26 protein-coding genes are annotated in these 23422 nt (G+C 35.4%); all 26 read right to left on the bottom strand.

Translation table 11 applies throughout. The annotated features are described in order from the left end of the window. Window position 1 precedes the first annotated feature (1 nt). Window positions 2–772 carry an undecaprenyl pyrophosphate synthase gene (locus ACERII_RS12150; RefSeq protein WP_373642623.1) on the bottom strand — a complete coding sequence of 257 codons (771 nt, stop codon included), beginning with the start codon at window positions 770–772 and terminating at the stop codon, window positions 2–4. 348 nt (window positions 773–1120) lie between these two features. Further along, a complete protein-coding gene (gene frr / locus ACERII_RS12155; RefSeq protein ID WP_373642624.1) occupies window positions 1121–1678 on the bottom strand; it encodes a ribosome recycling factor in 558 nt (185 codons plus the stop codon). A 2-nt stretch (window positions 1679–1680) separates the two neighbouring features. Continuing rightward, window positions 1681–2403, bottom strand: a complete 723-nt coding sequence (gene pyrH / locus ACERII_RS12160; protein ID WP_373642625.1) for a UMP kinase — start codon at window positions 2401–2403, stop codon at window positions 1681–1683. Between the two features lie 300 nt (window positions 2404–2703). Beyond that, window positions 2704–3588: a translation elongation factor Ts gene (tsf, locus tag ACERII_RS12165; RefSeq protein WP_373642626.1), complete on the bottom strand. Its 885-nt coding sequence runs from the start codon at window positions 3586–3588 to the stop codon at window positions 2704–2706. Between the two features lie 337 nt (window positions 3589–3925). Further along, window positions 3926–4633, bottom strand: a complete 708-nt coding sequence (gene rpsB / locus ACERII_RS12170) for a 30S ribosomal protein S2 (RefSeq protein WP_373642627.1) — start codon at window positions 4631–4633, stop codon at window positions 3926–3928. 156 nt (window positions 4634–4789) lie between these two features. Continuing rightward, window positions 4790–5293, bottom strand: coding sequence for a DUF6115 domain-containing protein (locus ACERII_RS12175; protein WP_373642628.1), 504 nt, complete (start codon window positions 5291–5293; stop codon window positions 4790–4792). A 13-nt stretch (window positions 5294–5306) separates the two neighbouring features. Continuing rightward, window positions 5307–5624 carry a hypothetical protein gene (locus ACERII_RS12180; RefSeq protein WP_373642629.1) on the bottom strand — a complete coding sequence of 106 codons (318 nt, stop codon included), beginning with the start codon at window positions 5622–5624 and terminating at the stop codon, window positions 5307–5309. Between the two features lie 15 nt (window positions 5625–5639). After that, the gene (locus ACERII_RS12185; RefSeq protein ID WP_373642630.1) at window positions 5640–7025 is read right to left on the bottom strand and encodes a flagellar assembly protein A; all 1386 of its coding nucleotides are present in this window, start codon (window positions 7023–7025) and stop codon (window positions 5640–5642) included. A gap of 48 nt (window positions 7026–7073) precedes the next feature. Continuing rightward, window positions 7074–7838 (bottom strand): FliA/WhiG family RNA polymerase sigma factor, encoded by a 765-nt coding sequence (locus tag ACERII_RS12190; protein ID WP_373642631.1) that lies wholly within the window; start codon window positions 7836–7838, stop codon window positions 7074–7076. 77 nt (window positions 7839–7915) lie between these two features. Next, on the bottom strand, window positions 7916–8401 hold the full coding sequence (locus tag ACERII_RS12195; protein WP_373642632.1) for a chemotaxis protein CheD: 486 nt from the start codon (window positions 8399–8401) through the stop codon (window positions 7916–7918). Continuing rightward, window positions 8388–9038, bottom strand: coding sequence for a chemotaxis protein CheC (locus tag ACERII_RS12200; RefSeq protein ID WP_373642633.1), 651 nt, complete (start codon window positions 9036–9038; stop codon window positions 8388–8390). Before ACERII_RS12200 ends, ACERII_RS12195 begins: the two co-directional genes overlap by 14 nt. Beyond that, window positions 9035–9514 carry a chemotaxis protein CheW gene (locus ACERII_RS12205; RefSeq protein ID WP_373642634.1) on the bottom strand — a complete coding sequence of 160 codons (480 nt, stop codon included), beginning with the start codon at window positions 9512–9514 and terminating at the stop codon, window positions 9035–9037. Before ACERII_RS12205 ends, ACERII_RS12200 begins: the two co-directional genes overlap by 4 nt. A 90-nt stretch (window positions 9515–9604) precedes the next feature. Next, entirely contained in the window at window positions 9605–11641 is a 2037-nt protein-coding gene (locus ACERII_RS12210; RefSeq protein WP_373642635.1) for a chemotaxis protein CheW, read from the bottom strand. Between the two features lie 4 nt (window positions 11642–11645). Beyond that, window positions 11646–12725, bottom strand: a complete 1080-nt coding sequence (locus ACERII_RS12215) for a protein-glutamate methylesterase/protein-glutamine glutaminase (RefSeq protein WP_373642636.1) — start codon at window positions 12723–12725, stop codon at window positions 11646–11648. Next, window positions 12722–13621, bottom strand: a complete 900-nt coding sequence (locus tag ACERII_RS12220) for a MinD/ParA family protein (protein ID WP_373642637.1) — start codon at window positions 13619–13621, stop codon at window positions 12722–12724. The genes ACERII_RS12215 and ACERII_RS12220 overlap by 4 nt, the downstream gene beginning before the upstream one ends. A 7-nt stretch (window positions 13622–13628) precedes the next feature. Further along, complete coding sequence (gene flhF, locus ACERII_RS12225) at window positions 13629–14765, bottom strand: flagellar biosynthesis GTPase FlhF (protein ID WP_373642638.1); 1137 nt, start codon at window positions 14763–14765, stop codon at window positions 13629–13631. Next, complete coding sequence (gene flhA, locus ACERII_RS12230) at window positions 14765–16801, bottom strand: flagellar biosynthesis protein FlhA (protein WP_373642639.1); 2037 nt, start codon at window positions 16799–16801, stop codon at window positions 14765–14767. The genes flhF and flhA overlap by 1 nt, the downstream gene beginning before the upstream one ends. A 44-nt stretch (window positions 16802–16845) precedes the next feature. Then, the gene (flhB, locus tag ACERII_RS12235; protein WP_373642640.1) at window positions 16846–17928 is read right to left on the bottom strand and encodes a flagellar biosynthesis protein FlhB; all 1083 of its coding nucleotides are present in this window, start codon (window positions 17926–17928) and stop codon (window positions 16846–16848) included. Further along, complete coding sequence (gene fliR, locus ACERII_RS12240) at window positions 17928–18707, bottom strand: flagellar biosynthetic protein FliR (protein WP_373642641.1); 780 nt, start codon at window positions 18705–18707, stop codon at window positions 17928–17930. The genes flhB and fliR overlap by 1 nt, the downstream gene beginning before the upstream one ends. A gap of 9 nt (window positions 18708–18716) precedes the next feature. After that, window positions 18717–18986, bottom strand: a complete 270-nt coding sequence (fliQ, locus tag ACERII_RS12245; protein ID WP_373642642.1) for a flagellar biosynthesis protein FliQ — start codon at window positions 18984–18986, stop codon at window positions 18717–18719. Window positions 18987–18998: 12 nt separating this feature from the next. Beyond that, the gene (fliP, locus tag ACERII_RS12250; protein ID WP_373642643.1) at window positions 18999–19667 is read right to left on the bottom strand and encodes a flagellar type III secretion system pore protein FliP; all 669 of its coding nucleotides are present in this window, start codon (window positions 19665–19667) and stop codon (window positions 18999–19001) included. Beyond that, the gene (gene fliO / locus ACERII_RS12255; RefSeq protein ID WP_373642644.1) at window positions 19667–20338 is read right to left on the bottom strand and encodes a flagellar biosynthetic protein FliO; all 672 of its coding nucleotides are present in this window, start codon (window positions 20336–20338) and stop codon (window positions 19667–19669) included. The genes fliP and fliO overlap by 1 nt, the downstream gene beginning before the upstream one ends. Window positions 20339–20359: 21 nt before the next feature. After that, on the bottom strand, window positions 20360–20722 hold the full coding sequence (locus ACERII_RS12260; protein ID WP_373642645.1) for a response regulator: 363 nt from the start codon (window positions 20720–20722) through the stop codon (window positions 20360–20362). 90 nt (window positions 20723–20812) lie between these two features. Then, window positions 20813–21976, bottom strand: coding sequence for a flagellar motor switch phosphatase FliY (fliY, locus tag ACERII_RS12265; RefSeq protein ID WP_373642646.1), 1164 nt, complete (start codon window positions 21974–21976; stop codon window positions 20813–20815). Continuing rightward, window positions 21973–22965: a flagellar motor switch protein FliM gene (gene fliM / locus ACERII_RS12270; protein WP_373642647.1), complete on the bottom strand. Its 993-nt coding sequence runs from the start codon at window positions 22963–22965 to the stop codon at window positions 21973–21975. Before fliM ends, fliY begins: the two co-directional genes overlap by 4 nt. Before the next feature lie 25 nt (window positions 22966–22990). After that, the gene (gene fliL / locus ACERII_RS12275; RefSeq protein ID WP_373642648.1) at window positions 22991–23422 is read right to left on the bottom strand and encodes a flagellar basal body-associated protein FliL; all 432 of its coding nucleotides are present in this window, start codon (window positions 23420–23422) and stop codon (window positions 22991–22993) included.

A 23422-nucleotide genomic window follows, 5' to 3' on the forward strand; every position in this document is an offset into this window, starting at 1 on the left:
TCTAAACGCCTCCGTATCTACGTGCTCTTTTCTGATAAACACGAATTGCTTCATTAAAATGTTCTTCGGTGAAATCTGGCCACAAAACTTCAGTAAACCAGAATTCAGCATATGCAAGCTGCCATAACATAAAATTACTTAAACGAATCTCACCGCTCGTGCGGATTAACAAGTCAGGATCTCTTAAATCACCCGTCATTAAATGCTTATTAAGCATCTCTTCCGATATAGAATCGATAGGAAGTTGTTCTTTTTCTAGAGACTCATATACTTTCTTTACAGCTTGAATAATTTCAGAACGACTGCCATAGTTGAGGGCTATATTTAAGATTAACCCATCATTACCCTTTGTAGCACTGATAGCCTTGTCTACTGCATTAATTGTATGCTTCGGTAAATTTTCTTTAGAGCCAGTTAATCTAATGACCACATTTTCTTCCATAAGTGTTGGCAATTCTTTATTTAAAAACATTTCAGGTAGTCTCATTAAAAATTCAACTTCACTTTTCGGACGTTTCCAATTTTCTGTGGAAAAGGCATATAGAGTTAGTGTTTCTACTCCTATTTCATTTGCTCTACGGACAATCTTTCTAATAACGTTCATACCTTCCCTGTGACCTGCAATACGAGGAAGTCCTCTTTTATTTGCCCATCTTCCATTTCCATCCATGATAATTGCCACATGTTTTGGTATATTTTTATCATCAAGCAAAGTATTGTCAGCTTCTGATTTTATATTCTTCTTTTTAAATCCTGTGAATTTTTTTAACATACCCTTATCCCCCAGATTGCCTAAAAATTCTTCATTTAAAAAAATCTTATGTATAATCTATATCTTTAATCAAGGTTTTTATCATCTTCGTTTAATACATAAAAAATTAAACATATATCGTATAAATTAAAAAGAAAAACTTGGCTTACCCTCTAGTTTTCAATAAAGAAAACCTTCACCTTTACTAAAACGTTCATTTTTTATTAAAGTTAGACATTCTTAAACTTCAAAAAACCTACAATTAAGTAATATTCAATAGTAAAAAGTTCTTTTCGTTCATATAAAGTGTAAAAAACCCCCTTAATGATAGAGGGTCTTTTACCATAATCTATTTTACATGTTTTCTTATTAGACTTCCATGATTTCTTGTTCTTTTTGTTTTGCTATTTCGTCAACATTTTTAATTACACCGTCTGTTAACTTTTGAACATCATCTTGACTTCTTCGTAGATCGTCTTCTGTTAATTCTCCATCTTTTTCTAGCTTCTTTAATTCATCATTTGTATCACGACGAATATTTCTAACAGCAACTTTTGCATCCTCTGTAAAACGCCCAACTAATTTTACCAAGTCCTTACGGCGTTCTTCCGTTAATGCAGGAATAGAAATGCGAATAATATTTCCGTCATTTGATGGTGACAAACCTAGATCCGCCTTTTGGATCGCACGTTCAATATCAGAAATAGAAGATTTATCAAACGGTTGGATTGTTAGCATTCTTGCTTCTGGAACTGCTATAGTCGCTAATTGATTTAATGGAGTAGGCATTCCATAATACTCTACTTGAACCTTGTCCAATAGAGAAGGGTTAGCTCTTCCGGCACGAATAGTTGCCAGTTCTTTTCGAAATGAGTCAACAGATTTATTCATACGATCTTCCGCTTGAGAGTAGACCACTTTTGACATGTTTATTTCCCCCTTATAATCGTTCCAATTTCTTCGCCAATTACTGCACGTTTAATATTTCCTTCTTCCATGATAGAAAAAACAATGAGAGGAATGTTATTATCCATACATAGAGACGATGCTGTGGAGTCCATTACAGCCAATCCTTCTTTAAGGATATCTAAGTAAGTTAATTCCTCATATTTAACAGCTGTTGAGTCTATAGAAGGATCTGCACTGTATACACCATCAACCTTATTCTTAGCCATAAGGATTACATCTGCCTCAATTTCAGCCGCTCTTAATGCTGCCGTTGTATCAGTTGAGAAATAAGGGTTTCCTGTACCAGCTGCAAAAATAACAACTCGCTTTTTCTCTAAATGACGTATAGCTCTTCTTCTTATGTATGGTTCAGCAACTTGACGCATTTCAATAGAGCTTTGTACTCTTGTTTGAACATCTATGTTCTCTAAACTATCTTGAAGAGCCAAAGAGTTCATAACAGTAGCTAACATCCCCATATAGTCCGCCGTGGCACGATCCATCCCTTTTGCACTTCCTGCCATACCTCTCCATATGTTTCCGCCACCAACTATAATTGCTACTTCTACTTCTAAATCCACAATATCACGAATTTGTTCTGCAATGGATTGAATTACTGATGGATCTATCCCAAATCCTTGATCTCCAGCTAATGCTTCTCCACTCAATTTTAATACAATTCGTTTGTATTTTGGTTTGTCCATAATACCCTCCAATTTTCACATTTCAGTTCATCGTTGTTGCCAGATTCTTTGTTGTAAGAAAAGCGCAAGGCGCCCTCTCACCACCGATATGCAAATGTTCTGGACGATAAAAAGCGCTTTTTACTTTTAATCGGGCAGGTTATTTGTCAAGAGGTGATGGCGCCTGGAGCTAGACAATTTTCTAAGTCCAAAAATTTTATACTTTCTTACCATTTAAAAAAACTGGACTTAACTGCAGTATCAATAACATTTTAGGAAAAAGGGACACGATGTGCCCCTTCCATTGTTTGCATTTACTTATTATTTCTTTACTTGAGACATAACTTCTTCAGCAAAGTTATCTACACGTTTTTCTAGACCTTCTCCAACTTCATAACGGAAGAATGTTTTTACACTCGCACCTTTAGAAGATAAAAACTTGCCTACTTTTTGATCTCCATCTTTTACAAACGGTTGATCATTTAAGCAGATATCTTCAAAGTATTTACTTAATCTACCTTCTACCATTTTTTCAACGATATTTTCAGGTTTCCCCTCATTTAATGCTTGCTGTTTAAGAACTTCACGTTCTCTTTCAACTTCATCTTGAGAAACTTGGTCGCGACTTACATATTTCGGGTTAATTGCCGCTACATGCATTGAGATATCTTTTGCTAACTCTTCATCAGTAGTACCTGTAAGGACAGTCAATACGCCAATTCGTCCACCCATGTGTAGGTATTCACCAAATGCTTCGTTTTCAGCGCGTTCTACAATTTCAAATCTGCGAAGTGAGATCTTTTCTCCAATTTTCGCAATTTGGTTATTAATATAGTTTTCAAGTGTATCTGCATCACCATCAAACGGTTGAGCTAGTGCAGCTTCTACATCACTTGGCGTATTGTTCAATAAGTGAGTAGCCACTGTATCTACCATGTTAATGAAGTTTTCGTTTTTCGCAACAAAGTCAGTTTCTGCGTTGATTTCAACGATAACTGCCTTATTTCTATCAGATTTCACATGAGATAAACCTTCAGCAGCAACACGGCCTGCTTTTTTCGCCGCACTAGCAATACCTTTCTCACGTAAGAAATCAATTGCTTTTTCCATATCACCGTCAGTTTCTGTTAATGCTTTTTTGCAGTCCATCATGCCTGCACCTGTTTTTTCACGCAGTTCTTTTACCATACCAGCTGTAATTGCCATGGATAAATCCTCCTTTAACGATTATGTAAATTCTTATTAACACACACTAAACTATTGTACCCATTTTTATATAGAATGGTTCTTATACAATATTTGTTGCTTCAGTTTATTTTTAAAGCTCTGTTAAACTTTGTTGTAGATTTTCACTTCAGGTTGCTCGCTTTCCTAGGGAACACCGCAATCTCCTAGGTCGTTTCCTCCCTGTAGAGTTTCACCTGGTAAGCTTTTGCAATAGGAGTCTCGTACCTTCCGTAAAAATGAACATTGTCCATTAACATAGCTATTTTTAAAAAGGGTGATAAAGGGTCAAGCCCTCTATCACCCTCTAAGAATAACCTTAAGCAGTTGTAGTTTCTTCCTCTTGACCTTGGTTAACTTCAATAATAGCATCGGCCATTTTAGCAGTTAATAAACGTACTGCACGAATAGCGTCATCGTTACCTGGGATAACATAGTCAATTTCATCCGGATCACAGTTTGTATCAACAATACCAACGATTGGGATGTTTAATTTGCGTGCTTCAGCAACAGCAATACGCTCTTTACGTGGATCGATAATGAATAAAGCATCAGGAAGCTTCTCCATATCTTTAATTCCACCTAAGAATTTTTCTAAACGATCTAATTCCTTATTCAATATTACTACTTCTTTTTTAGGAAGAACTTCAAAGGTACCGTCTTCACGCATACGCTCAATTTCTTTCAAACGAGCAATACGCTTACGAATTGTACCGAAGTTTGTTAATGTACCACCTAACCAACGTTGGTTAATGAAGTACATTCCACTACGCTCAGCTTCTTCTTTCACAGCATCTTGCGCTTGTTTCTTTGTACCTACGAATAAAACGGTTCCACCTTGTTCTGCAACTTGGCGTACAAAGTTGAACGCTTCGTCAACTTTCTTAACCGTCTTTTGTAAGTCAATAATGTAAATACCGTTTCTTTCTGTGAAGATGTAGCGATCCATTTTTGGGTTCCAACGACGTGTTTGGTGACCGAAGTGAACACCTGCTTCTAATAATTGTTTCATGGAAATCACTGCCATTCTACACACCTCCTCATGGTTTTTTGTCCTCCGCTCCCATCCGCTCTATGTACAACTACGTTTAGTAGCACCAGTACATAAATCAGGAAACGTGTGTGATTAACACCGAGAAATAATATACCATATTGTGTCGAACAATACAAGTCCTGAAAGAGTTTATTTATGAAACTTAATCATAAGTTCCACTTCTCCCGCTCCCATATTTAATTTTTGTGCAATTTCTTTTACCGTTAAACCGCGTTTATGTAACGATAAAACCTTAGCTGTGTCAGAGGTAGTCGGCTCAAGAATTTCTTTGGGAAGAAATGGTTTGTAATTTGAATAGTTTGTATACAGGTCATCTTCATCTTCAATATTATTTTTACCCTTACTTTCTATTTCGGTAACATCATCTTTAGATCTTTCGTTTTCTCCATTAAGTTTTGCGTGAAATGGAACTTCTTTGTATGCGCTTTCTTTACGTTCCTTCAAAATTATACGCACAATTCGATCGTTATTCTCTTTCATCTCTGTTGTATAAGAGACTAACATATCTTCCATTTCTCTTAATACTTTTTCTCCCTTTACAGGTTCCTGCTTTGACTGGCGCTGATATAAAAGGATCATTATATAAAAGCTAATAAAATGTAGAATAAAGCTTACAACAAGTAAATAAACCATTTCAAGATCTCCTTTAACCCTTTATATCGAGGCTCTTCCCTTTAAAAGGATGTGCATCTGTATCTTCTTTTATAGATATTTCCTTCCCATTGTTTTTAAACATACGTTTACCTTGTCCACGACTTTGTTCATCATCATTATTTAAACGTTTTTTCTCACTTTTCTCTAAGTGAGATACCGTCCTCTTTATTCTATCATTCTCCTCTAATTGCTTTTGAGATAATTGATTTTGCATCAAAGCGGCTCTTTGTTGTAATTGATCCTGAAGTTTGCCAGCTGTTTGTGTCCTAGGTAAAGCAACTTGCATTTCAATTGATCTTAAGCCACTCATAGGTTATTCGTCTCCTTATTTATCAACGTAAGGTTGAAATTTTATTTCTCCCCGTTCAAGTTTAAATTGTACATTTTGGTGTTTTGTAATAATTTTACGTTGGTATTTACCAAAATAAAGAATTGTATTGGGGTGAATTTCTCGCGACACGTTTATGTACGCATCTTGTTGATCATGAACATTATCATGTAAATCTTCTATTTTTTCTTTTAAATCTTCTATTTTCCGCTCATTATTTTCAATGGTATATCGTATTTTTAGTTTCATCATTCTTTGCTTTTGATCTAGTGCTCCTGCTTGTTCCATTGCTGTTACTTTTTCTAAAAGTAGGAAAAGCTTTTCAAGTTCTGTATTCAAAGATTGTAATTCCGTAGTGTATTCTTTTTCTAATTTTAGTAGCCTTTGATTTGTACCAATGTATATGGAAGTTGGGGTATTCATCGAGTTACCGACTTCGTTCACTTTAATCCCCTTTGAAGCTGAAATATCTCCTCCAACTATATTACCATACCCCTTGTTACAATAAATGAACCCTTCACAGTTAATAGTACTATGTAAAATGGATTGGTGTACAACAACATCGCCTCCAACCTCTAAAACCCCTTGATTTATGAAAGATGTTTCTACATTACCTTTTGCCTTTATGGATCCTTTGCTCTGAGCAACAATACCTTGAGTAATAAATACAGAGCCTTCAGAAATGATTTCAGCCGATTCAACGGAACCTAAAATACGTATATCACCTGTTGCAATTACTTTAAAACCAGAGCGCACACCACCTCTGATTGTAACATTCCCTATAAAATCTATATTTCCAACAGCTAAATCAACATCTCCATTTACTTCATAAATAGGGAATACATTTATTCGTTTTTTCTCAACAGATACTTGTCCATCAATAGTAGAAATAATTTGTCTTCCGTCTTCACTTACTACAGTATTTTTTCCAGGTCTAAGAGTAATATCCCTGGCTTTTTTTGCTCTTACTACTTCACCTAGTACATTCATACCATCTATTTCTTTTTCTACATCTATCTTTATACCGACAACAGTTCCTGCAGATACTGATCCGATTTCTAATACATTTCGTAAATCTACCGTTTCCGTTTTATCTATATTCTTACCTGTGATCCTTTTGGAAGAAATTAGAGGCTTTATATAGGCATCCTTCCCCAAATTCGCCTGAGTTCCTTCTGCAATCACAAATGGAGGTTCAATCTCACCTAAGAGAAATTGAGTAATTTTGTCTCTTTTAATTCCATACTTAATTCCGTATTTGTTTAGTATGAATTCTATGTCTTCCATATTAATTTGATTATCATTTTTATTATTTTGATTTAACATTGCTTCCATTTTGTCTTTTGTAATTTCGATTTGTATGTCTTGCTCTATGATTTCCATCTCTGCCCCCCCTCTCAATATCAAAAATATCGTATTGTATTTGTAATACTATTTATTTGAAAAACGTTGTTGTAATTTAAAAAGTATCCGAGAGTGAATTTGGGATATTCTGGATGTAGATAATTTTAAAATTTCTCCTATTTCAGTTAATGTTAGCTCTTCAAAATAAAACAAGTGAATGATCATTTGTTCTTTATCAGTTAATGTTTTAATAACACTTACTAACTCTTCTATCTGCAATTTTTTATCTAAATTACCTTCAGGAGTCAGGGTTTTTTTATCCTCAATAGATGTACTATATGATTCTTCCCGATTTGAATCATGAACTGGCTCGTCTATAGAAAGCTGGTTTGCTATGAAACTCTCATTCATCGATTGTAATACTTCCGTTTCTTTGATCCCTAAGTGGTCCGCAACTTCTAAAGAAGTTACATATCTTCCATGCTGTTGTTCTAACACTTCGACAGCTTTTTCTATTCGCTTTGTTTTTTCACGAACAGTGCGTGGTAACCAATCTTCTTGACGTAATCCGTCGATGATAGCACCTCGAATACGAAATGATGCATACGTATCAAATTTTAATTCTCTTTTATGATCAAATTTTTCTAATGCATCATACAAACCGAGCATTCCATTACTACGCAGGTCTTCCATTACAACGTTTTTTGGAAGGTTAGCTCCAATACGCTGAACATGATATTCAACTAAAGGGAGATATGCTTTCATTAAATTATCACAACTCATTTGGTCACGAGAACCCATCCACTGTTCCCAATCTTTTTTTAATAACGTTGAAACATTTCCATATGACATAGAAAAAACCTCCCTTTTAGTAAATATATGACCTCTAAGTAGAAACGATTGATATGATTTATTGCAATTTGAAAAACCTATATTTCTTTAATCCCTTGTTTCACAGTGCGTATTTCCAATTTACCTGTTGAAGGGTCAAACTCTATCGTTCTACCATTATTCCCTCCTACATCTTCACTAATTAAGCTAACTTTATGCTTCTGTAATGCATTTTTTACTGCTTCTACATTACGAGGTCCGATTCTCATCATTTCGTTATTAGTAGAAAAAGAAAACATTTGCGCTCCACCAGCAATTTTTGCTTTTAATCTATTAGCCTTTGAACCTTTTTGAACCATATATTGAAGTAAATCCTCCACTGCAGTATCTGCGTATTTCGCACGTTGAATTTGTCCATTTCTAGCTAACGTTGATTCGGGGAGCATAATATGTGCTAATCCGCATTCTTCAATATATTGGTCATAAATGATAATACCAACACAGGACCCTAGCCCCGAAGTTCTGATTCGATCTGGCGAACTAGCATATTTAACATCAGCCATTCCAACTTTAACTATTATCATTTACATTTACCCCTAAAGATTGAAATATTTTCTCAAAGGAGTCTGGATCTGGTAGTAAGAAAAAGTGCCCTTTTGTTTCTGTTGTTGCATTTAAATCATTTCGTTCCGTAATTTCTGTATCAATAAGGATAGCGTAATCACCAGCTTGAGATATTTCCAATAACCCATCCCCTAAAATTGCTACCATCATATCTATAGCAATTGCAGGAGGAGTGGGGTGAAGATGTAAAGAAGTAAAATCAGAGAATGCAGATAAATAAGAACCCGCTACAATATTCCCCATTTCACAAAGAGCAGATAGCCCCATTTCATTATAGGGTGGGCATTCAAAATCAATTGTTTTATCCCCTGTTAACTGCTGGATAAACTTCGAAGCTTCTTTAATAGGTAACATAAAGAACATATTACCAGGTGCATCCCCTTGAATTCTTAAAAATATAGCAGCTACAATAACATCAGTTCCTCCCACTGTTTCATAAATATCCTGAAAAGGTACTATTTTCACTGCTGGAACTTTCATATCTATCACAGAGTCTAGTAAAACGGATAAAGCTGTGGCAGCATGTCCTGCTCCAATATTCCCTACTTCTTTTAGAATATCTAAATGATCAGGATGTATTTCATTTACAAATGTCATTGAACTTCCTCAAGGTTTTGCATTTCACTTAGTTCATCAGGACTTAACACTTTATTAAGATTTAGAATAATAAGTAATCTTTTATCCAGTTTTGCAACTCCACGTATATAGTCTGTTTTAATGCCACCAACTACTTCTGGAGGTGGCTCAATAGCTGAAGAAGAAATATCAATAACATCATTTGCTGCATCAACTATTAAACCAACATTCATCTCTTCTACGGTTACGATAATAATTCTAGATGAATCAGAGAATTCTTTCTCTTCAATACCGAATCGGCTACGAAGGTCAATAACCGGGGTAACAACTCCACGCAGATTAATTACTCCTTTTACAAATTCAGCGGTTCTGGGTACTCTTGTAATATGTTGAAACCTTTCAATGGAAAGCACCTGTTCAACCGAAACACCATACTCCTCATTCTGTAATTGAAAAACGATAACTTTTATATCATTGACTTTTATATCTGTATTCATTATTTAACCCCCTGTAAGTATTATTAATGTGATTATCTCATTGGAAAAAAACATCGTACATAGTACCTTTTTGCACATTTTGAAAAAGAATTATTTTATAAGAGAATTACAATCTAGAATAAGAGCTACTTGTCCATTACCAAGAATAGTCGCGCCAGATATTGCAAATACACTGGACAAATAATTACCTAATGATTTTAATACTATCTCTTTTTGGCCGATAAAAGAGTTAACAACTAGTCCAGCAATTTTATCCCCTTTTCTTACAATAACGATAGATTGATAGCCATTGTTCTCTTTTGATTTAGGAACATCGAAGAAAGATGTTAAATCAATAAGCGGAACTACTTTTCCTCTAAAATCAATAACCTTTTGGTTGTGGACTACTAAAATATCTTCATCTTTTATAATCGCTGTCTCAATAATAGATGAAAGTGGAATCGCGTAAGTTTCCGATTGAATTTCAACAAGCATAACCGAAATGATGGACAACGTTAATGGTAATTGAATAGAGAAAGTAGTACCTTTTCCCGGAACGGAATCAACAAATACATTCCCACCTAATGATTCAATTTTATTTTTTACAACATCTAACCCAACTCCACGTCCCGATACATCAGATATTTTCTCAGCAGTACTAAAGCCACTGGAGAACAATAACTCATACACTTCCTTATCTTGCATGGTACTGCTTTTATCTACAGTAATAATTCCATTCTTAACAGCTCTTTCTGTAACTCTATTTCTATCGATTCCAGCACCATCATCTGATACCTCAATAAATACATGATTACCACTGTGGTAAGCTTTTAATGTAATTGTACCCTCTTCTGGTTTTCCTTTGGAGGCACGGTTTGATGGATGTTCAATTCCATGGTCCATTGAGTTCCGCAATAGATGAACAAGTGGATCGCCAATTTCATCTATTACTGTTCTATCTAACTCTGTTTCAGCTCCCACGATATTTAACGATATTTTTTTATTTAGATCTTTAGCCAAACCTCTTATCATTCTAGGGAATCGATTAAATACCTGCTCCACTGGAACCATTCTCATTGTTAGGATGATGTTTTGTAAATCCCCTGAAATTCGAGACATATGCTCAACTGTTTCCGATAATTCTTCATTCTTCGCATCTTGGGAGATTTGTTCCAATCTACCTCTATCAATAACCAATTCTTCAAACAAATTCATTAGTCTATCTAAACGATCTATATTTACTCGAATCGTCTTGTTACTAGGTGATGTACTCCCTCGTGTTCCTTCTGTCGCCTTTGACGAATCAGTTAACTCTTTTGAAATTGTCTCATTCTCAACTATTTCTGATTTTTCTACTTGCTCCGTCTCTTGTAATTCTTCCGAAGACTGAAACTCTTCTACATTTATTTCTGAGATGGATACATGATCGATCTCGGATACCTTGAATATCTTAGCTTTCACATCTTCTACAGAGTCTTTCGTTAAAAGAGTAATAGTGAAATCTAAATCAAAGTTCTCTTCTTCTAGTTGATCTACTGTAGGGCTTGACTTAATTACTTCTCCAACCTGTTCTAACACATCAAAGACCATGTAAACCCTAGCTGCTTTTAAAATACAATCTTCTCGAAGGTGAATATGGGCTTGGAATGCATGAAACCCTTGTTCTTTTGATTGAATTAAGACCGTACGCTCAAAGTTATCAAATTGTTGATCTAGCATACTATCTGTACTCGCTATTTCTAATGTTGCAGAAGTTTCGCTTATTGTAGTTCCTTGTTCTATTTTCTCAAGCTTTTTTACGATAGTAACTACATCTCGTTTCCCCTCACCACCAGAGGAGATATCCATTACAATTTCTTCTAAGACGTCAACTGATTCAAAAACAACATCCAATAAATCACTTGAAACCACGATCGAATTATTTCGAATTCCATCCAATACATTTTCCATTTGATGGGTAATATTTGCCAAGTCTTCATATCCCATCGTCGCTGCCATTCCTTTTAAAGTATGGGCCGAACGGAATATCTCACTAATTAGCAATGGATCACTTGGGTTTTTTTCCATTTCTAGCAAGTTTTTATTCATAGATAATAAATGTTCTTTACTTTCTTCTATAAACATATCTAAATATTGATTCTTTTCCATTTCATTACCTCCCTGAGCACTGTTTCATAATTGTTGTTGAAATTTGATCTATATCTACTACTAAATCCACTAAATTAGACTGTATCACGGCCCGAGGCATACCAAACACGACAGCTGTGTTTTGAGATTCTGCTATTGCAACAACTCTTTGACTCTTTTTTAATAATTCTAGGCCTTTAGTCCCATCCGTTCCCATTCCTGTTAAAACAATTGCTAGTACATCCACATTCGGCAATGTAGCTAAAGAGGAAAACATTGTATCTACTGAAGGACGATGGCCATGAACAGTTTCAGACGAGTCTAATTGAATACCAAGTGACATTCCAATTTTTCGTACTTTTAAGTGGAGTCCTCCAGGTGCAATATACGCTATGCCTTTTTTTAAAATATCACCATTTTCAGCTTCTTTTACAGTTATTTTCGATAAATCGTTTAATCGCTTACTTAATGATTTTGTAAATCCAGTAGGCATATGCTGTACAATTACAATCGGAAAGGGAAAATCACTAGGTAACGTGGTTAAGATTTGCTGTAATGCTCTTGGACCACCAGTAGAAGTACCAATTGCAACAATCCCTTTACTCGATAAGAAATCATCTCTTCTTTTTATTTCGTATGTTTCAAGTTGTGTATGTAAAGAGTCCTTTGCCTCAACTATTCGACTTTTTACAGAATGTAATTTAGATAAGGGTACCTTGGCTGCAAGTTTTATTTTTAACACTAAGTCCTCTTTTACTTTATGAATGTCCAAAGAAATTGGTCCGGAAGGCTTAGGTATAAAATCAAATGCTCCATACTCCATAGCACGTATCGTTGTATCTGCCCCTTCTACGGTCGTACTCGATACCATAATAACCGGGGTAGGAACTTCCTTCATTATCATTTGTAAAGCTTCTATGCCATTCATAATTGGCATCTCCACATCTAATGTAATAACATCTGGATGATGAAGTTTTATCTTTTTTAATGCATCTTCTCCATTTCGAGCCCTATCAACGACTGTGATATCCTGTTCCTCTTCTAATAAATCGGATATCACTTTTCTCATAAATGCAGAATCATCAACAACAAGAACTTTTATCATTTTTGTCCTCCTGCTTTTACTTGAAAGAAATCCCTTAGCTTCCACACGAAGTTGGTTAACGTTCCCTTGCTTGACTCATCCTTAGAAACACCTCTCATGTATAACAAGGCTGTTTCTTTTATAGCTATTGACGGTTTGCTATTTGGATGCGAAAGCAAGAAAGGTTGTTGTGAACGTACAGCTTTCCATACTACCTCATCATCTGGTACATTTCCTAAGTGAGTCACTTCTTTTTGAAGAAATTGTGAGCAAACATTACGTATATTTTTCATTGTGACCTCCCCATCTTGCTTCGTTCGAACACGATTCACTAGAAAATAAATAGGGATTGTGCTGTCTTGTGCATGTATATATTTTATAGTTGCATAGGCATCTGTAACGGAAGTTGGCTCTGGTGTTGTAATTAAGATAATTTCATTTACAGATAACAAAAATTGTAAGCTGTTGTTAGAAATACCTGCCCCCATATCAAATAGAATATAATCATATTTTTCTTCTAACACTGAGAGCTGTGCTAAAAAAAAATTCATTTTTGATTCATCCATTTCAAAAATATCTGTGAATCCAGTCCCACCAGAAATAAAGGTAATCCCTGTTTCGCTACTTCCCATTATGTCCTGAATGGGAATATCTTTCTCTAACATATCCACAACAGAATAGGTTGTTGATCTCCCTAGTAAAATGTCAATATTACCCATCCCTATATCTAAGTCAAAAATGAGAACGTTTTTTTTCAACTCTTGCAATGCGATGGCGAAATTCACAGTAAAATTAGTTTTTCCAACCCCTCCTTTTCCACTTACTATTGCAATGACTTTCGTTTCTTTATCCTCTTGATTAGATCGGTCCTGTATTTGTTTCATTTTATTCCGTAAAACGTCTGCTTGATCTTTCATAGATCATTCAGCTCCTTACCACTCGATCTATAACTAGTTCATGTGTTGCATCATCAATATCATCTGGTACATTTTGTCCAGTAGTAAGATAGGACGCCCCTACGTTAAATTCAAAAGGTATATTTAGCATTGCGCCATAAGATTCTGTTTCATCTAATTTCGTGAAAATTATCTTATGAATGGTGACACGAGCAAATTGCTCTACTATTTTTTTCATATCACCATACTTTGAAGTTAGCGCTAAGACAAGATGCGTTTCCATTTCATTGTCAAAATCTATCACTTCACGTAACTGATCAACATACTCAGGGTTTCTAAAATTTCTTCCAGCAGAATCTACTAGGATTAAATCATAGTCGTTAAGCTTTTCTTTAGCTTCTGTGAAATCTTTAATGGAATATGCAACTTCGACGGGAACGTTTAAAATTTTTGCATACGTTTTTAATTGGTCTATTGCAGAGATACGATAGGTATCTGTTGTAATAAATGCAACCTTTTTCCCATGTTCTATTGCTGCTTTGGCTGCAATTTTTGCAAGTGTAGTTGTTTTTCCTACACCTGTAGGTCCTACAACATTTAGAAACCTCTTATTATACTGAAATGGACCATATGATTTGTCTTCTAACAACTTTCGAAGCGTGTGTTTGGTCCAATCGTATACTGCTGTTTTCGTTTGTGCTTCTCCATTTTCTGAATACCAACGTATTAATAAACTCTCCATAATTTTCAGTAGGTAGATTTTCTCTACCTCTTGCTGCACTAAATTGTTATAGATCTCTTGTAGATATCCTGGGTATTGTTGCACCGTCTGGGAATTTGTTGAATTCACATCTTGGATTAACTTCTTTAGTTCAGATATTTCTTTCATTATTGCTTTCTTTTCATCCACTTGTACTTGTTTTACTTTCATTGTCCGTTCTTGTGGTGGTTGTTGCTGCTTCCTCGGTGTTTTTGTAGTTGAATTTTTCCTAATATCAGGGTCAATTGCAGCAATGACTTCAATCATATTTTTTGTGAAAAACCCCAAAAAACCGCCAGTACTAATTTGTTTAGAATTTAATATAACTGCCTCGCTACCTAATTCATCACGTACTTTTGCCATGGCTTCTGGCATTGTCTTTGCTGTATACTTTTTTACTTTCATTAATAATTCACCACCCCTACACTTTGAACTTCAATATAAGGCTCTAACTCGTTATAGGAGAGTACAGGTATTTGAGGAATATACCTATCAATAACGTGTCTGAAATACATGCGTACTGCAGGAGAGCAAAGAATGATTGGCATTTGACCTGTTTCCTGCATCTTGTCCACTTCTACCATCGTACCTTCTACAATGCCTTGCATAGAGTTAGGGTCAAGATTCAAAAAGCTCCCATGTTCTGTCTGTTGAACAGAATCTGCAATCGCCTTCTCAACAGCACCACTTACAGTAATCACATACAACGGCTCCCCCTCGACAGCATATTGTTTAGAGATTTGTCGTGACAATGCTTGACGAGCGTATTCCGTTAATAAGTCTGGGTCTTTCGTCATTTGTCCATAATCCGCTAATGTTTCAAAAATAATTGGTAAATTACGAATGGATACTTTTTCTTTTAATAAATTGCTTAGGACTTTCTGAATTTCTCCCGTAGTCAACGGATTAGGTGTAACATCCTCTACTAACGTCGGGTATGTTTCATTTAAATGATCAATTAACTGTTTTGTTTCTTGGCGCCCTATTAATTCATGAGAGTGACGTTTAATTACTTCTGTTAAATGAGTAGATACCACGGATGGTGGGTCTACGACAGTATAGCCTGATAATTCAGCTTGATCCTTAAATTCTTCTGAAATCCATAAGGCTGGTAAACCAAAGGCAGGTTCTATCGTCTCAATTCCAATAATGCTTTCGTCATCCACACCTGGACTCATAGCCATAAAATGATCAAGAAGTAACTCACCTTTAGCAACCTCGTTTCCCTTTATTTTTATGGAGTATTCGTTAGGCTGGAGTTGAATGTTATCCCTAATTCTTATTACAGGAACAATCATTCCCATTTCAATTGCTAGCTGCCTTCGAATCATCACAACCCTATCTAGTAGATCTCCACCTTGATTTGCATCTGCCAATGGAATTAATCCATAACCGAATTCAAACTCGATAGGATCTACTTGCAACAAACTTACAACACTTTCTGGAGATTTAATATCATCTTCTTTGTCGTTTATTTCATCATTCACTTCTTCTAATTGTAATGACTTCTTCTCGTTACGCATAAGCATAAAACCACCAACACCTAACGTAAGAGCAACTGTTGAAGTAACCCATTCATTAATTGGTGTAAAAAATCCTAATAAAGCAATGGTTCCACCTGCTACGTATAACATTTTGGGGTACGCTAATAATTGTTTTGTAATATCATGTCCAAGATTTCCTTCTGATGCGGCTCGAGTTACCACAATCCCTGTTGCAGTTGAAATTAATAATGCGGGAATTTGGCTAACTAAACCATCACCAACGGTTAAAAGCGTGTACTTCTCCGCTGCTTCTCCAAGAGAAAGCCCCTGTTGCGCCATCCCAATAACAAAGCCGAAAATAACATTTATTAGTACAATAACTATTCCGGCAATGGCATCTCCTTTAACAAATTTACTAGCCCCATCCATAGAACCATAAAAATCAGCCTCTTGTTCTATTTTCTTTCTTCTTTCCCTTGCCTCTGAATCAGATATCATCCCAGCATTTAGATCTGCATCAATACTCATTTGTTTTCCTGGCATTGCATCTAACGTAAAACGAGCCCCTACTTCGGATACACGTTCAGCACCTTTTGTTATAACCACAAATTGTATAACGACTAATATGATAAATACCACAAAACCAACAAGTGCGTTTCCACCAACAACAAACTGGCCAAAAGTTTCTATCACATTTCCAGCATCACCTTTATCTAGAATAGAACGGGTTGTTGAAACGTTTAACCCGAGACGAAAGAGTGTAATTAATAATAACAGTGTTGGAAAGATAGAAAATTGTAATGGCTCCATCGTGTTCATAGAAACCAAAATTATTAACAGCGCAATAGTAATATTAATAATAATCAAAAAATCTATTACACCTGTTGGAAGGGGTATAATTAACATCATTACAATGAGAATTACTCCTAATAATATACTAAAATCTCGTATAGCCATTTCTCGCTTCTCTCCTAACACATCTACATCTATAAAAAAATAAATTACGATAATTTATTTTGTATTCGATAAACATACGCTAAAACCTCAGCAACTGCTTTAAACAAGTCCTCAGGTACAGGGTCACCAATATCCGCTTGAGCATACAAAGCCCGAGCTAATGGACGGTTTTCTACTGTAATTACGCTATTGCCCTTTGCAACATTAATAATTTTCAATGCGATATAATCCACACCTTTTGCCACAACGACAGGAGCGGACATATTCTCTCCGTCATATTTAAGAGCTACTGCAAAGTGGGTAGGGTTTGTAATAACAACATCAGCCTTCGGTACTTCAGCCATCATCCTACTCATGGCCATTTGTCGTTGCTTTTCCTTAATTTTCGATTTTATTAAGGGGTCACCCTCTGATTTTTTGTATTCATCTTTAATGTCTTGTTTTGACATTCGAATATTCTTTTCATGATCATATTTTTGGTATAAGTAATCAAATACAGATAAAAAAATTAATAAAATAGCAACAGCAAGTCCCATGATAAGTGTTAGATTTCCTATAATCCTTACACTCTCCCCAATTGAATATAAAGAGAGTTTTAAAACATCGTCAAAAAACATCCATATTACAGTAAATGTTACGAATCCTACGAGAACAATTTTTAACATCGATTTTAGAAATTCCACTAGTGCACGTACAGAAAAAATTCGTTTTGCACCTTTTATAGGATCTAATTTTTCTAATTTCATTTTTATTGCTTCTGGAGCAAATAAAATCCCCACTTGTAGGTAATTACCAGCAATTGCTGCAATCATAGCAATAAACATAAACGGTCCTACTATAAGCGCTGATTGCACACTGTATTCCAAAAACAAAGATTGTACATTCGTTTCCGTTAATTCCATGAGTAAAAAGTCTTGAAAACTGGACTGAAGTAACCCCTCTAATTTATCTACTACATATCTGCCAAGAAACCAGAACGATAAAAATACAAATAATAAAATAAATGCAGTGTTAACATCATTACTTTTCGCAACTTGTCCTTTTTCACGAGTTTCTTTCTTCTTTTTAGGGGTAGCTTGTTCTGTCTTCTCTTGAGCAAATAACTGTAAGTCTAGAGATAAATACATTAACTTATTCCCCCGTAAAGCTGCATAAGTGTTCTCATTGTAATGATCATTGTTTCAATTAAATACTTTACTAAATAGAAGAAAGGCGTCATTACTAATAGTAAAATGAGAAAACCAGCTATAATCTTAAGTGGTAAACCTACGACAAAAACATTTACTTGTGGTACTGTTCTCGACACCATTCCTAAAGCAACATCTACTAAAAATAATGATCCAACAATGGGCATTGCCATCTGGAATGCAATAAGAAACATCATATTAAAACTTGATACTACATGTTCTAAAACAGAATCACTATGAAAAGGAATGGACACTTGATCCATCGGTATAAATTGGTAGCTGTAAAACACTCCATCTAAAAGAAGATGATGACCATCCGTTGCTAATAAAAACAAGATAGCAAAAGCATATAAGTAACCCCCAGTTAGGGGAGTTTGTGTTCCTGTTTGAGGATCAATGACATTTGCAATCATAAAGCCCATTTTAAAATCGATAAATCCACCCGCTATCTGAATAGCGTATAAAAGAATCATCGCTACTAACCCTACCGTCAAGCCCACAAGTGCTTCCTTTATGATTAGTAGGTAGTAAATATAATCTATTGCTAAGATAGGCCAATCACCTGTAAAAAACATCACCCAGGATAGAAAGACAGAGATACCTATCTTAATCATTGGTGGGATATTCTGATAAGAAAAGAAAGGCAACGTCACCATAAAAGCTGAAACTCGAACTAATATTAATAAAAAAGCTGGAATCCATTCAAAAACCTCTATCATTATTCCTTCCTACCCAACAAATAAATGAAGATTACTAAATATTTGTTCAGCAAAAGCCAGCGTTTGAGAAAGCATCCACGGTCCAAAAACAATTAAAGCTATTAAAACTCCAACGATTTTGGGAATAAATGCTAACGTTTGCTCCTGAATCTGTGTTGTAGCTTGAAAGATACTTACTATTAATCCAAGACCTAGTGCAATAATTAGTAAAGGTCCTGCGATGAGAATTACCATAAATACGCCTCTTTCAGCTAAAGAAATAACCATCTCTTGACTCACTTACATCACCTTCTAGAAACTCAGTAAGAGAGAACGGACTACTAAATGCCATCCATCCACCATTACAAAGAGTAAGATTTTAAACGGTAGTGCTATCATAACTGGCGGTAACATCATCATTCCCATTGACATCAAAACACTAGCTACAACCATATCAATTACAAGAAATGGAACAAAAATCATAAATCCTATTTGGAAAGCAGTTTTCAACTCGCTAATTGCAAAAGCAGGTACTAATGCGGTTAAAGGAATGTCATCTAACGTTTCTGGCCTAGGGAGTCCAGCATATCCCATGAATAATGCTAAGTCCTTCTCTCTTGTATGCTTTGCCATAAATTGTTTCATTGGCAATGCTGCAGATTCAAACGCCTCTTCTTGCGTAATTTCTCCTGCAAACATAGGTTGAAGTGCCTGCTCATTTATTTCCGAAAAAACGGGTGTCATTACGAAAAATGTAATAAATAAAGCTAGGCCAACAATTACTTGATTTGGTGGCATTGATTGCGTAGCTAATCCTGTACGCACAAAGGACAGCACCACTACGATTCTAGTAAAACAAGTTGTTAAAATTAGAATACTTGGTGCCAAAGACAAAACGGTTAATAATAGTAATAACTGTACTGTTCCCGTTAGACTTTCAGGGTCATCTGTGAAAATGTCTAATGCTGGTATTTCAATCATTAGTCCTTCTCCTTTAATGCTGAATGAACTTTTTCTTGTGATTCTTTTACACCCTTAAGTTCTCGCTGGAGAAGGTGCTGAAAAGAAGTATCTGAGGTTACAGACGATTTATGAAGGATACGTCCACGTAACCATTCTGTTACTCTTGTTAGTGGTTGATCGAAAACTTCCTGTGGTCGATGCTCCTCTATGATTTTTTCAACTTCCTTACTATCATCAATTTCTTTAAGTAAATTAATTGAATCACCAACACCTACAACATATAGTTTGTTCCCCACGCGGACAATCTGTACAGATCTATTTGACCCTAAGGGTACACCACCAATACTTTCAATGGTTGTGTTAGTTCGAAACGACCGACTACGACTATTTACGAATTTAAGTAACGCATAAATAAGAAATATTACTACACCTAATGCTAAAAACATTTGCAGTGATAACAAGAATAGATTTTGATCTTGAGTTCCGATGATGTTAGTATTATCATCGGAATTACCAAAGGATCCACCTTTCTCGTCACTAGGCTCCTCATCCGTTGTATCTTCAAGATTGGAGTCAGAGGTACGAAACATATTTTCTACTGTTCCATTCCCTTCTCCAAACTCTTCTGCTGAAGCATCTATTGGGAAGAGAAATAACAATAAAATGAGGGAAAACCAAAGTTGTTTCAAATTCTACACTCCTCAAGGGAATTAACTTAACGTTTTATTAATCGCTTCTAATACTCGATCAGCTTGAAATGGTTTAACAATAAAATCTTTTGCTCCTGCTTGAATAGCATCAATAACCATTGCTTGTTGCCCCATAGCAGAACACATAATTACTTTGGCATTTGGGTCCATTTTCTTTATTTCTTTTAGTGAAGTAATTCCGTCCATTTCAGGCATCGTAATATCCATCGTTACAAGATCTGGAGAATGTTCTTTATACAAATTAATTGCTTGTAACCCATCACTTGCTTCTGCAACAACTTCAAATTTATTTTTTGTTAGAATATCTTTAATCATCATACGCATAAATGCTGCATCATCTACTATTAATACTTTTACTGCCATTTTTATTTCCTCCTCAAAATAACTACCTTTATGGTTGACTCTTTATATAACACTATTCGCTTTAGAACATTGATAAATTAATATATCATTTTATTTTAATTGATGTAATCTTTCTTTCTGACTCACAATATCAGTCAATCTCACTCCAAAGTTCTCATCAATTACTACCACTTCCCCCTTTGCGATTAAACGTTGATTCACTAAAATATCAACAGGTTCTCCTGCTAATTTATCTAATTCAATAATTGAACCTTGCCCCAATTCCAATATATCTTTTATAGAACGCTTTGTTCTTCCTAATTCAACAGTTACTTCTAACTGTATATCTAAAAGCATATCTAAATTCTTTACTTCTGTATCAGTTAGGTTGGGTGTATCAAAAGTACCAAAGGCAACAGGCTGAACATTTGCTGAGCGTTCGGGTTGTTTTCTTTGTTGCAGCGATATATTAGGTTGTTGTCTTGTATCAGGTGTATGTTCCATCGAACTGTACTGTTGTGCAACCTCCTGTGTACTTCTTACCTCTTCTTGATATTGTGAAGGTATATTCTGTTCTTCAGGTGGTTCCTCCTCAACAGGATTCATGAGCTGTTCTACCATATCTTTGGCAAAACTTACTGGAATAAGTTGCATTAACTTGGAATCTACTAACGTGCCTACTTTTAGATGAAAAGATATCTGAACAAGAACATCTTCCCCTTCTAAAATATCGTCATGGTAGGGCGTCTCCGTGAAATCCATTAAATCGATTCCCGGTGGAGAAATATCCACACGCTTATTAAAAATCGTTGACATGGAGGTTGATGCAGATCCCATCATTTGATTCATCGCTTCTTGAACTGCGCTTATCTCCATTTCTGTTAGCTCTTCTGTTACATTCGTTCCATCGTTTCCAAGCATAATATCTGCAATAATAGCAGCATCTATTGTATTAATTACAAGTAAGTTCGTACCCTCAAAGCCATCTGTATATTTAACGGATATAACAACATGTGGACTTGGAAAATTATTCTCTAATCCATTTTTACTAACTACTGATACTTCTGGGGTAGTGATATCTACCTTATTATTTAACAAAGTTGACAATGCTGTAGCAGAGCTCCCAAAAGATATATTCCCTATTTCGCCTAATGCATCTTGTTCAATACTAGATAAATAATTGTTAACATCTAGGTTTGTTTTATCTTCATTTGATTCATTATTCATACCATTAAGAAGTGCATTTATTTCTTCCTGGGAAAGCATATCGCTCATCGTTGGTCCCCCTCTTCTTCCACCGAATCGGTAATTTGGACTGCTAAATTACCCTTTATTTTTCCTGGTTGTACATAATATTTTGCCTGATCTTCCACCCTAGCTAATAGTGGCTTTTCTATTTTTTGTTCTAGTTCTATTATATCTCCTGTGCCTAATTGCAAGAATTCATTGATAGTAATTTGAGATTTCCCTAATTCAATAATTACATCAAGTGGCGCTCGTTTAATATTTCGTTCTAAATCAACTAGTTCTTCTGGTTCTCGTATCTTTTTCTTCTGCTGCATCCATAAGTGAACAGATAGCTTTGGTAATATAGGTTCAATGACAACATGTGGCAAACAGAAATTAATCATTCCAGAAGCTTCTCCAATTGTTGTCGAAAAGGAAATAACAACAACCGTCTCGTTTGGTGAGACTAACTGCAAAAATTGTGGATTCACTTCTATGTCATCCATTCTTGGATCTATATCTTCAACAGATTCCCAAGCTTCACGTAACGTTTCTAACTTCCTTTGAAAAATTTGAGAAATGATTCTCGCTTCAATTTCCGTTAAATTCCCTACTTTATTTACCGAAACACCTTGTCCACCTAATAATCGATCCAGCATAGCATACGCTATATTAGGGTTCACCTCTAGAACAAAGCGCCCGTCTAGAGGATAAGGTTCAAATACATTTAAAATAGTCATCTTAGGTATAGATCGAATAAATTCTTCATACGGTAGTTGATCCACTGACGCAACAGAAATTTGAACATACGTTCGTAACAAAGCTGATAATTGTGTTGTTAGTAATCTAGCGTAATTCTCATGTATTCGAGTCAAACTTCTTATTTGATCTTTTGAAAAACGGAGAGCTCGTTTGAAGTCATAAACTTTTACTTTTCTCTCCGTATCTTCCTTTTTTAACTCTTCAGCATTCATCTCACCTGTTGATAAGGCAGATAATAGGGCATCTATTTCCCCTTGCGATAAAACATCAGCCACAGTGCCACACCTCTCTACTACAACTTTATTGAATAATACGTTGGTTCATATAAACATGGACAACATAGCCGTCTTGCAGAATATCATTGATCCTATCTCGAACCCTTTCTTCTAATTCACGAATACCTTCTGATCCTCTAAAGTCACTTTCTTTCATATCAGCGAGTTCTTGTATAATAATATTATTTACTTGAAAATCCCGCTTCTCAAACTCTTCCTTTGATTTCGTGTTATCCAGATGAATTACAAAGCTTGTCCGAATTATGTGGTTGGAAAGTAAATTCGTTGTAATTTCATCTGTCTCAACCGATGTTCTTATTATGTCATCAATAGAGATTTCACTTTCTGCTTTGGTTTCTTGAAAAAATTGCGTATATAGAACCAGTGTTAATGCTCCCATTAAGCTTAGAGTGACTAATATGATTAACATTATGTTAACTAGCCTTTGCTTAAACAT

Origin of the sequence: Evansella sp. AB-rgal1 (genome assembly GCF_041820985.1) — a bacterium.
Classification (GTDB): Bacteria; Bacillota; Bacilli; order Bacillales; family Salisediminibacteriaceae; genus Evansella.

What these genes read in the sequence shown, in the direction of transcription:
- ACERII_RS12220 (WP_373642637.1), bottom strand. Translation starts at nt 13,621, where the DNA reads ATGAAAGATCAAGCAGACGTTTTACGGAATAAAATGAAACAAATACAG.
- pyrH (WP_373642625.1), bottom strand. Translation starts at nt 2,403, where the DNA reads ATGGACAAACCAAAATACAAACGAATTGTATTAAAATTGAGTGGAGAA.
- ACERII_RS12180 (WP_373642629.1), bottom strand. Translation starts at nt 5,624, where the DNA reads ATGAGTGGCTTAAGATCAATTGAAATGCAAGTTGCTTTACCTAGGACA.
- tsf (WP_373642626.1), bottom strand. Translation starts at nt 3,588, where the DNA reads ATGGCAATTACAGCTGGTATGGTAAAAGAACTGCGTGAAAAAACAGGT.
- ACERII_RS12150 (WP_373642623.1), bottom strand. Translation starts at nt 772, where the DNA reads ATGTTAAAAAAATTCACAGGATTTAAAAAGAAGAATATAAAATCAGAA.
- fliP (WP_373642643.1), bottom strand. Translation starts at nt 19,667, where the DNA reads ATGATTGAAATACCAGCATTAGACATTTTCACAGATGACCCTGAAAGT.
- fliL (WP_373642648.1), bottom strand. Translation starts at nt 23,422, where the DNA reads ATGTTTAAGCAAAGGCTAGTTAACATAATGTTAATCATATTAGTCACT.
- ACERII_RS12175 (WP_373642628.1), bottom strand. Translation starts at nt 5,293, where the DNA reads ATGGTTTATTTACTTGTTGTAAGCTTTATTCTACATTTTATTAGCTTT.
- ACERII_RS12215 (WP_373642636.1), bottom strand. Translation starts at nt 12,725, where the DNA reads ATGATAAAAGTTCTTGTTGTTGATGATTCTGCATTTATGAGAAAAGTG.
- ACERII_RS12205 (WP_373642634.1), bottom strand. Translation starts at nt 9,514, where the DNA reads ATGAATACAGATATAAAAGTCAATGATATAAAAGTTATCGTTTTTCAA.
- flhB (WP_373642640.1), bottom strand. Translation starts at nt 17,928, where the DNA reads ATGTATTTATCTCTAGACTTACAGTTATTTGCTCAAGAGAAGACAGAA.
- rpsB (WP_373642627.1), bottom strand. Translation starts at nt 4,633, where the DNA reads ATGGCAGTGATTTCCATGAAACAATTATTAGAAGCAGGTGTTCACTTC.
- ACERII_RS12210 (WP_373642635.1), bottom strand. Translation starts at nt 11,641, where the DNA reads ATGGAAAAGAATCAATATTTAGATATGTTTATAGAAGAAAGTAAAGAA.
- ACERII_RS12260 (WP_373642645.1), bottom strand. Translation starts at nt 20,722, where the DNA reads ATGGCAGTAAAAGTATTAATAGTAGATGATGCAGCATTTATGCGTATG.
- fliR (WP_373642641.1), bottom strand. Translation starts at nt 18,707, where the DNA reads ATGATAGAGGTTTTTGAATGGATTCCAGCTTTTTTATTAATATTAGTT.
- ACERII_RS12185 (WP_373642630.1), bottom strand. Translation starts at nt 7,025, where the DNA reads ATGGAAATCATAGAGCAAGACATACAAATCGAAATTACAAAAGACAAA.
- flhA (WP_373642639.1), bottom strand. Translation starts at nt 16,801, where the DNA reads ATGGCTATACGAGATTTTAGTATATTATTAGGAGTAATTCTCATTGTA.
- flhF (WP_373642638.1), bottom strand. Translation starts at nt 14,765, where the DNA reads ATGAAAGTAAAAAAGTATACAGCAAAGACAATGCCAGAAGCCATGGCA.
- ACERII_RS12200 (WP_373642633.1), bottom strand. Translation starts at nt 9,038, where the DNA reads ATGACATTTGTAAATGAAATACATCCTGATCATTTAGATATTCTAAAA.
- frr (WP_373642624.1), bottom strand. Translation starts at nt 1,678, where the DNA reads ATGTCAAAAGTGGTCTACTCTCAAGCGGAAGATCGTATGAATAAATCT.
- fliY (WP_373642646.1), bottom strand. Translation starts at nt 21,976, where the DNA reads ATGAGCGATATGCTTTCCCAGGAAGAAATAAATGCACTTCTTAATGGT.
- ACERII_RS12190 (WP_373642631.1), bottom strand. Translation starts at nt 7,838, where the DNA reads ATGTCATATGGAAATGTTTCAACGTTATTAAAAAAAGATTGGGAACAG.
- ACERII_RS12195 (WP_373642632.1), bottom strand. Translation starts at nt 8,401, where the DNA reads ATGATAATAGTTAAAGTTGGAATGGCTGATGTTAAATATGCTAGTTCG.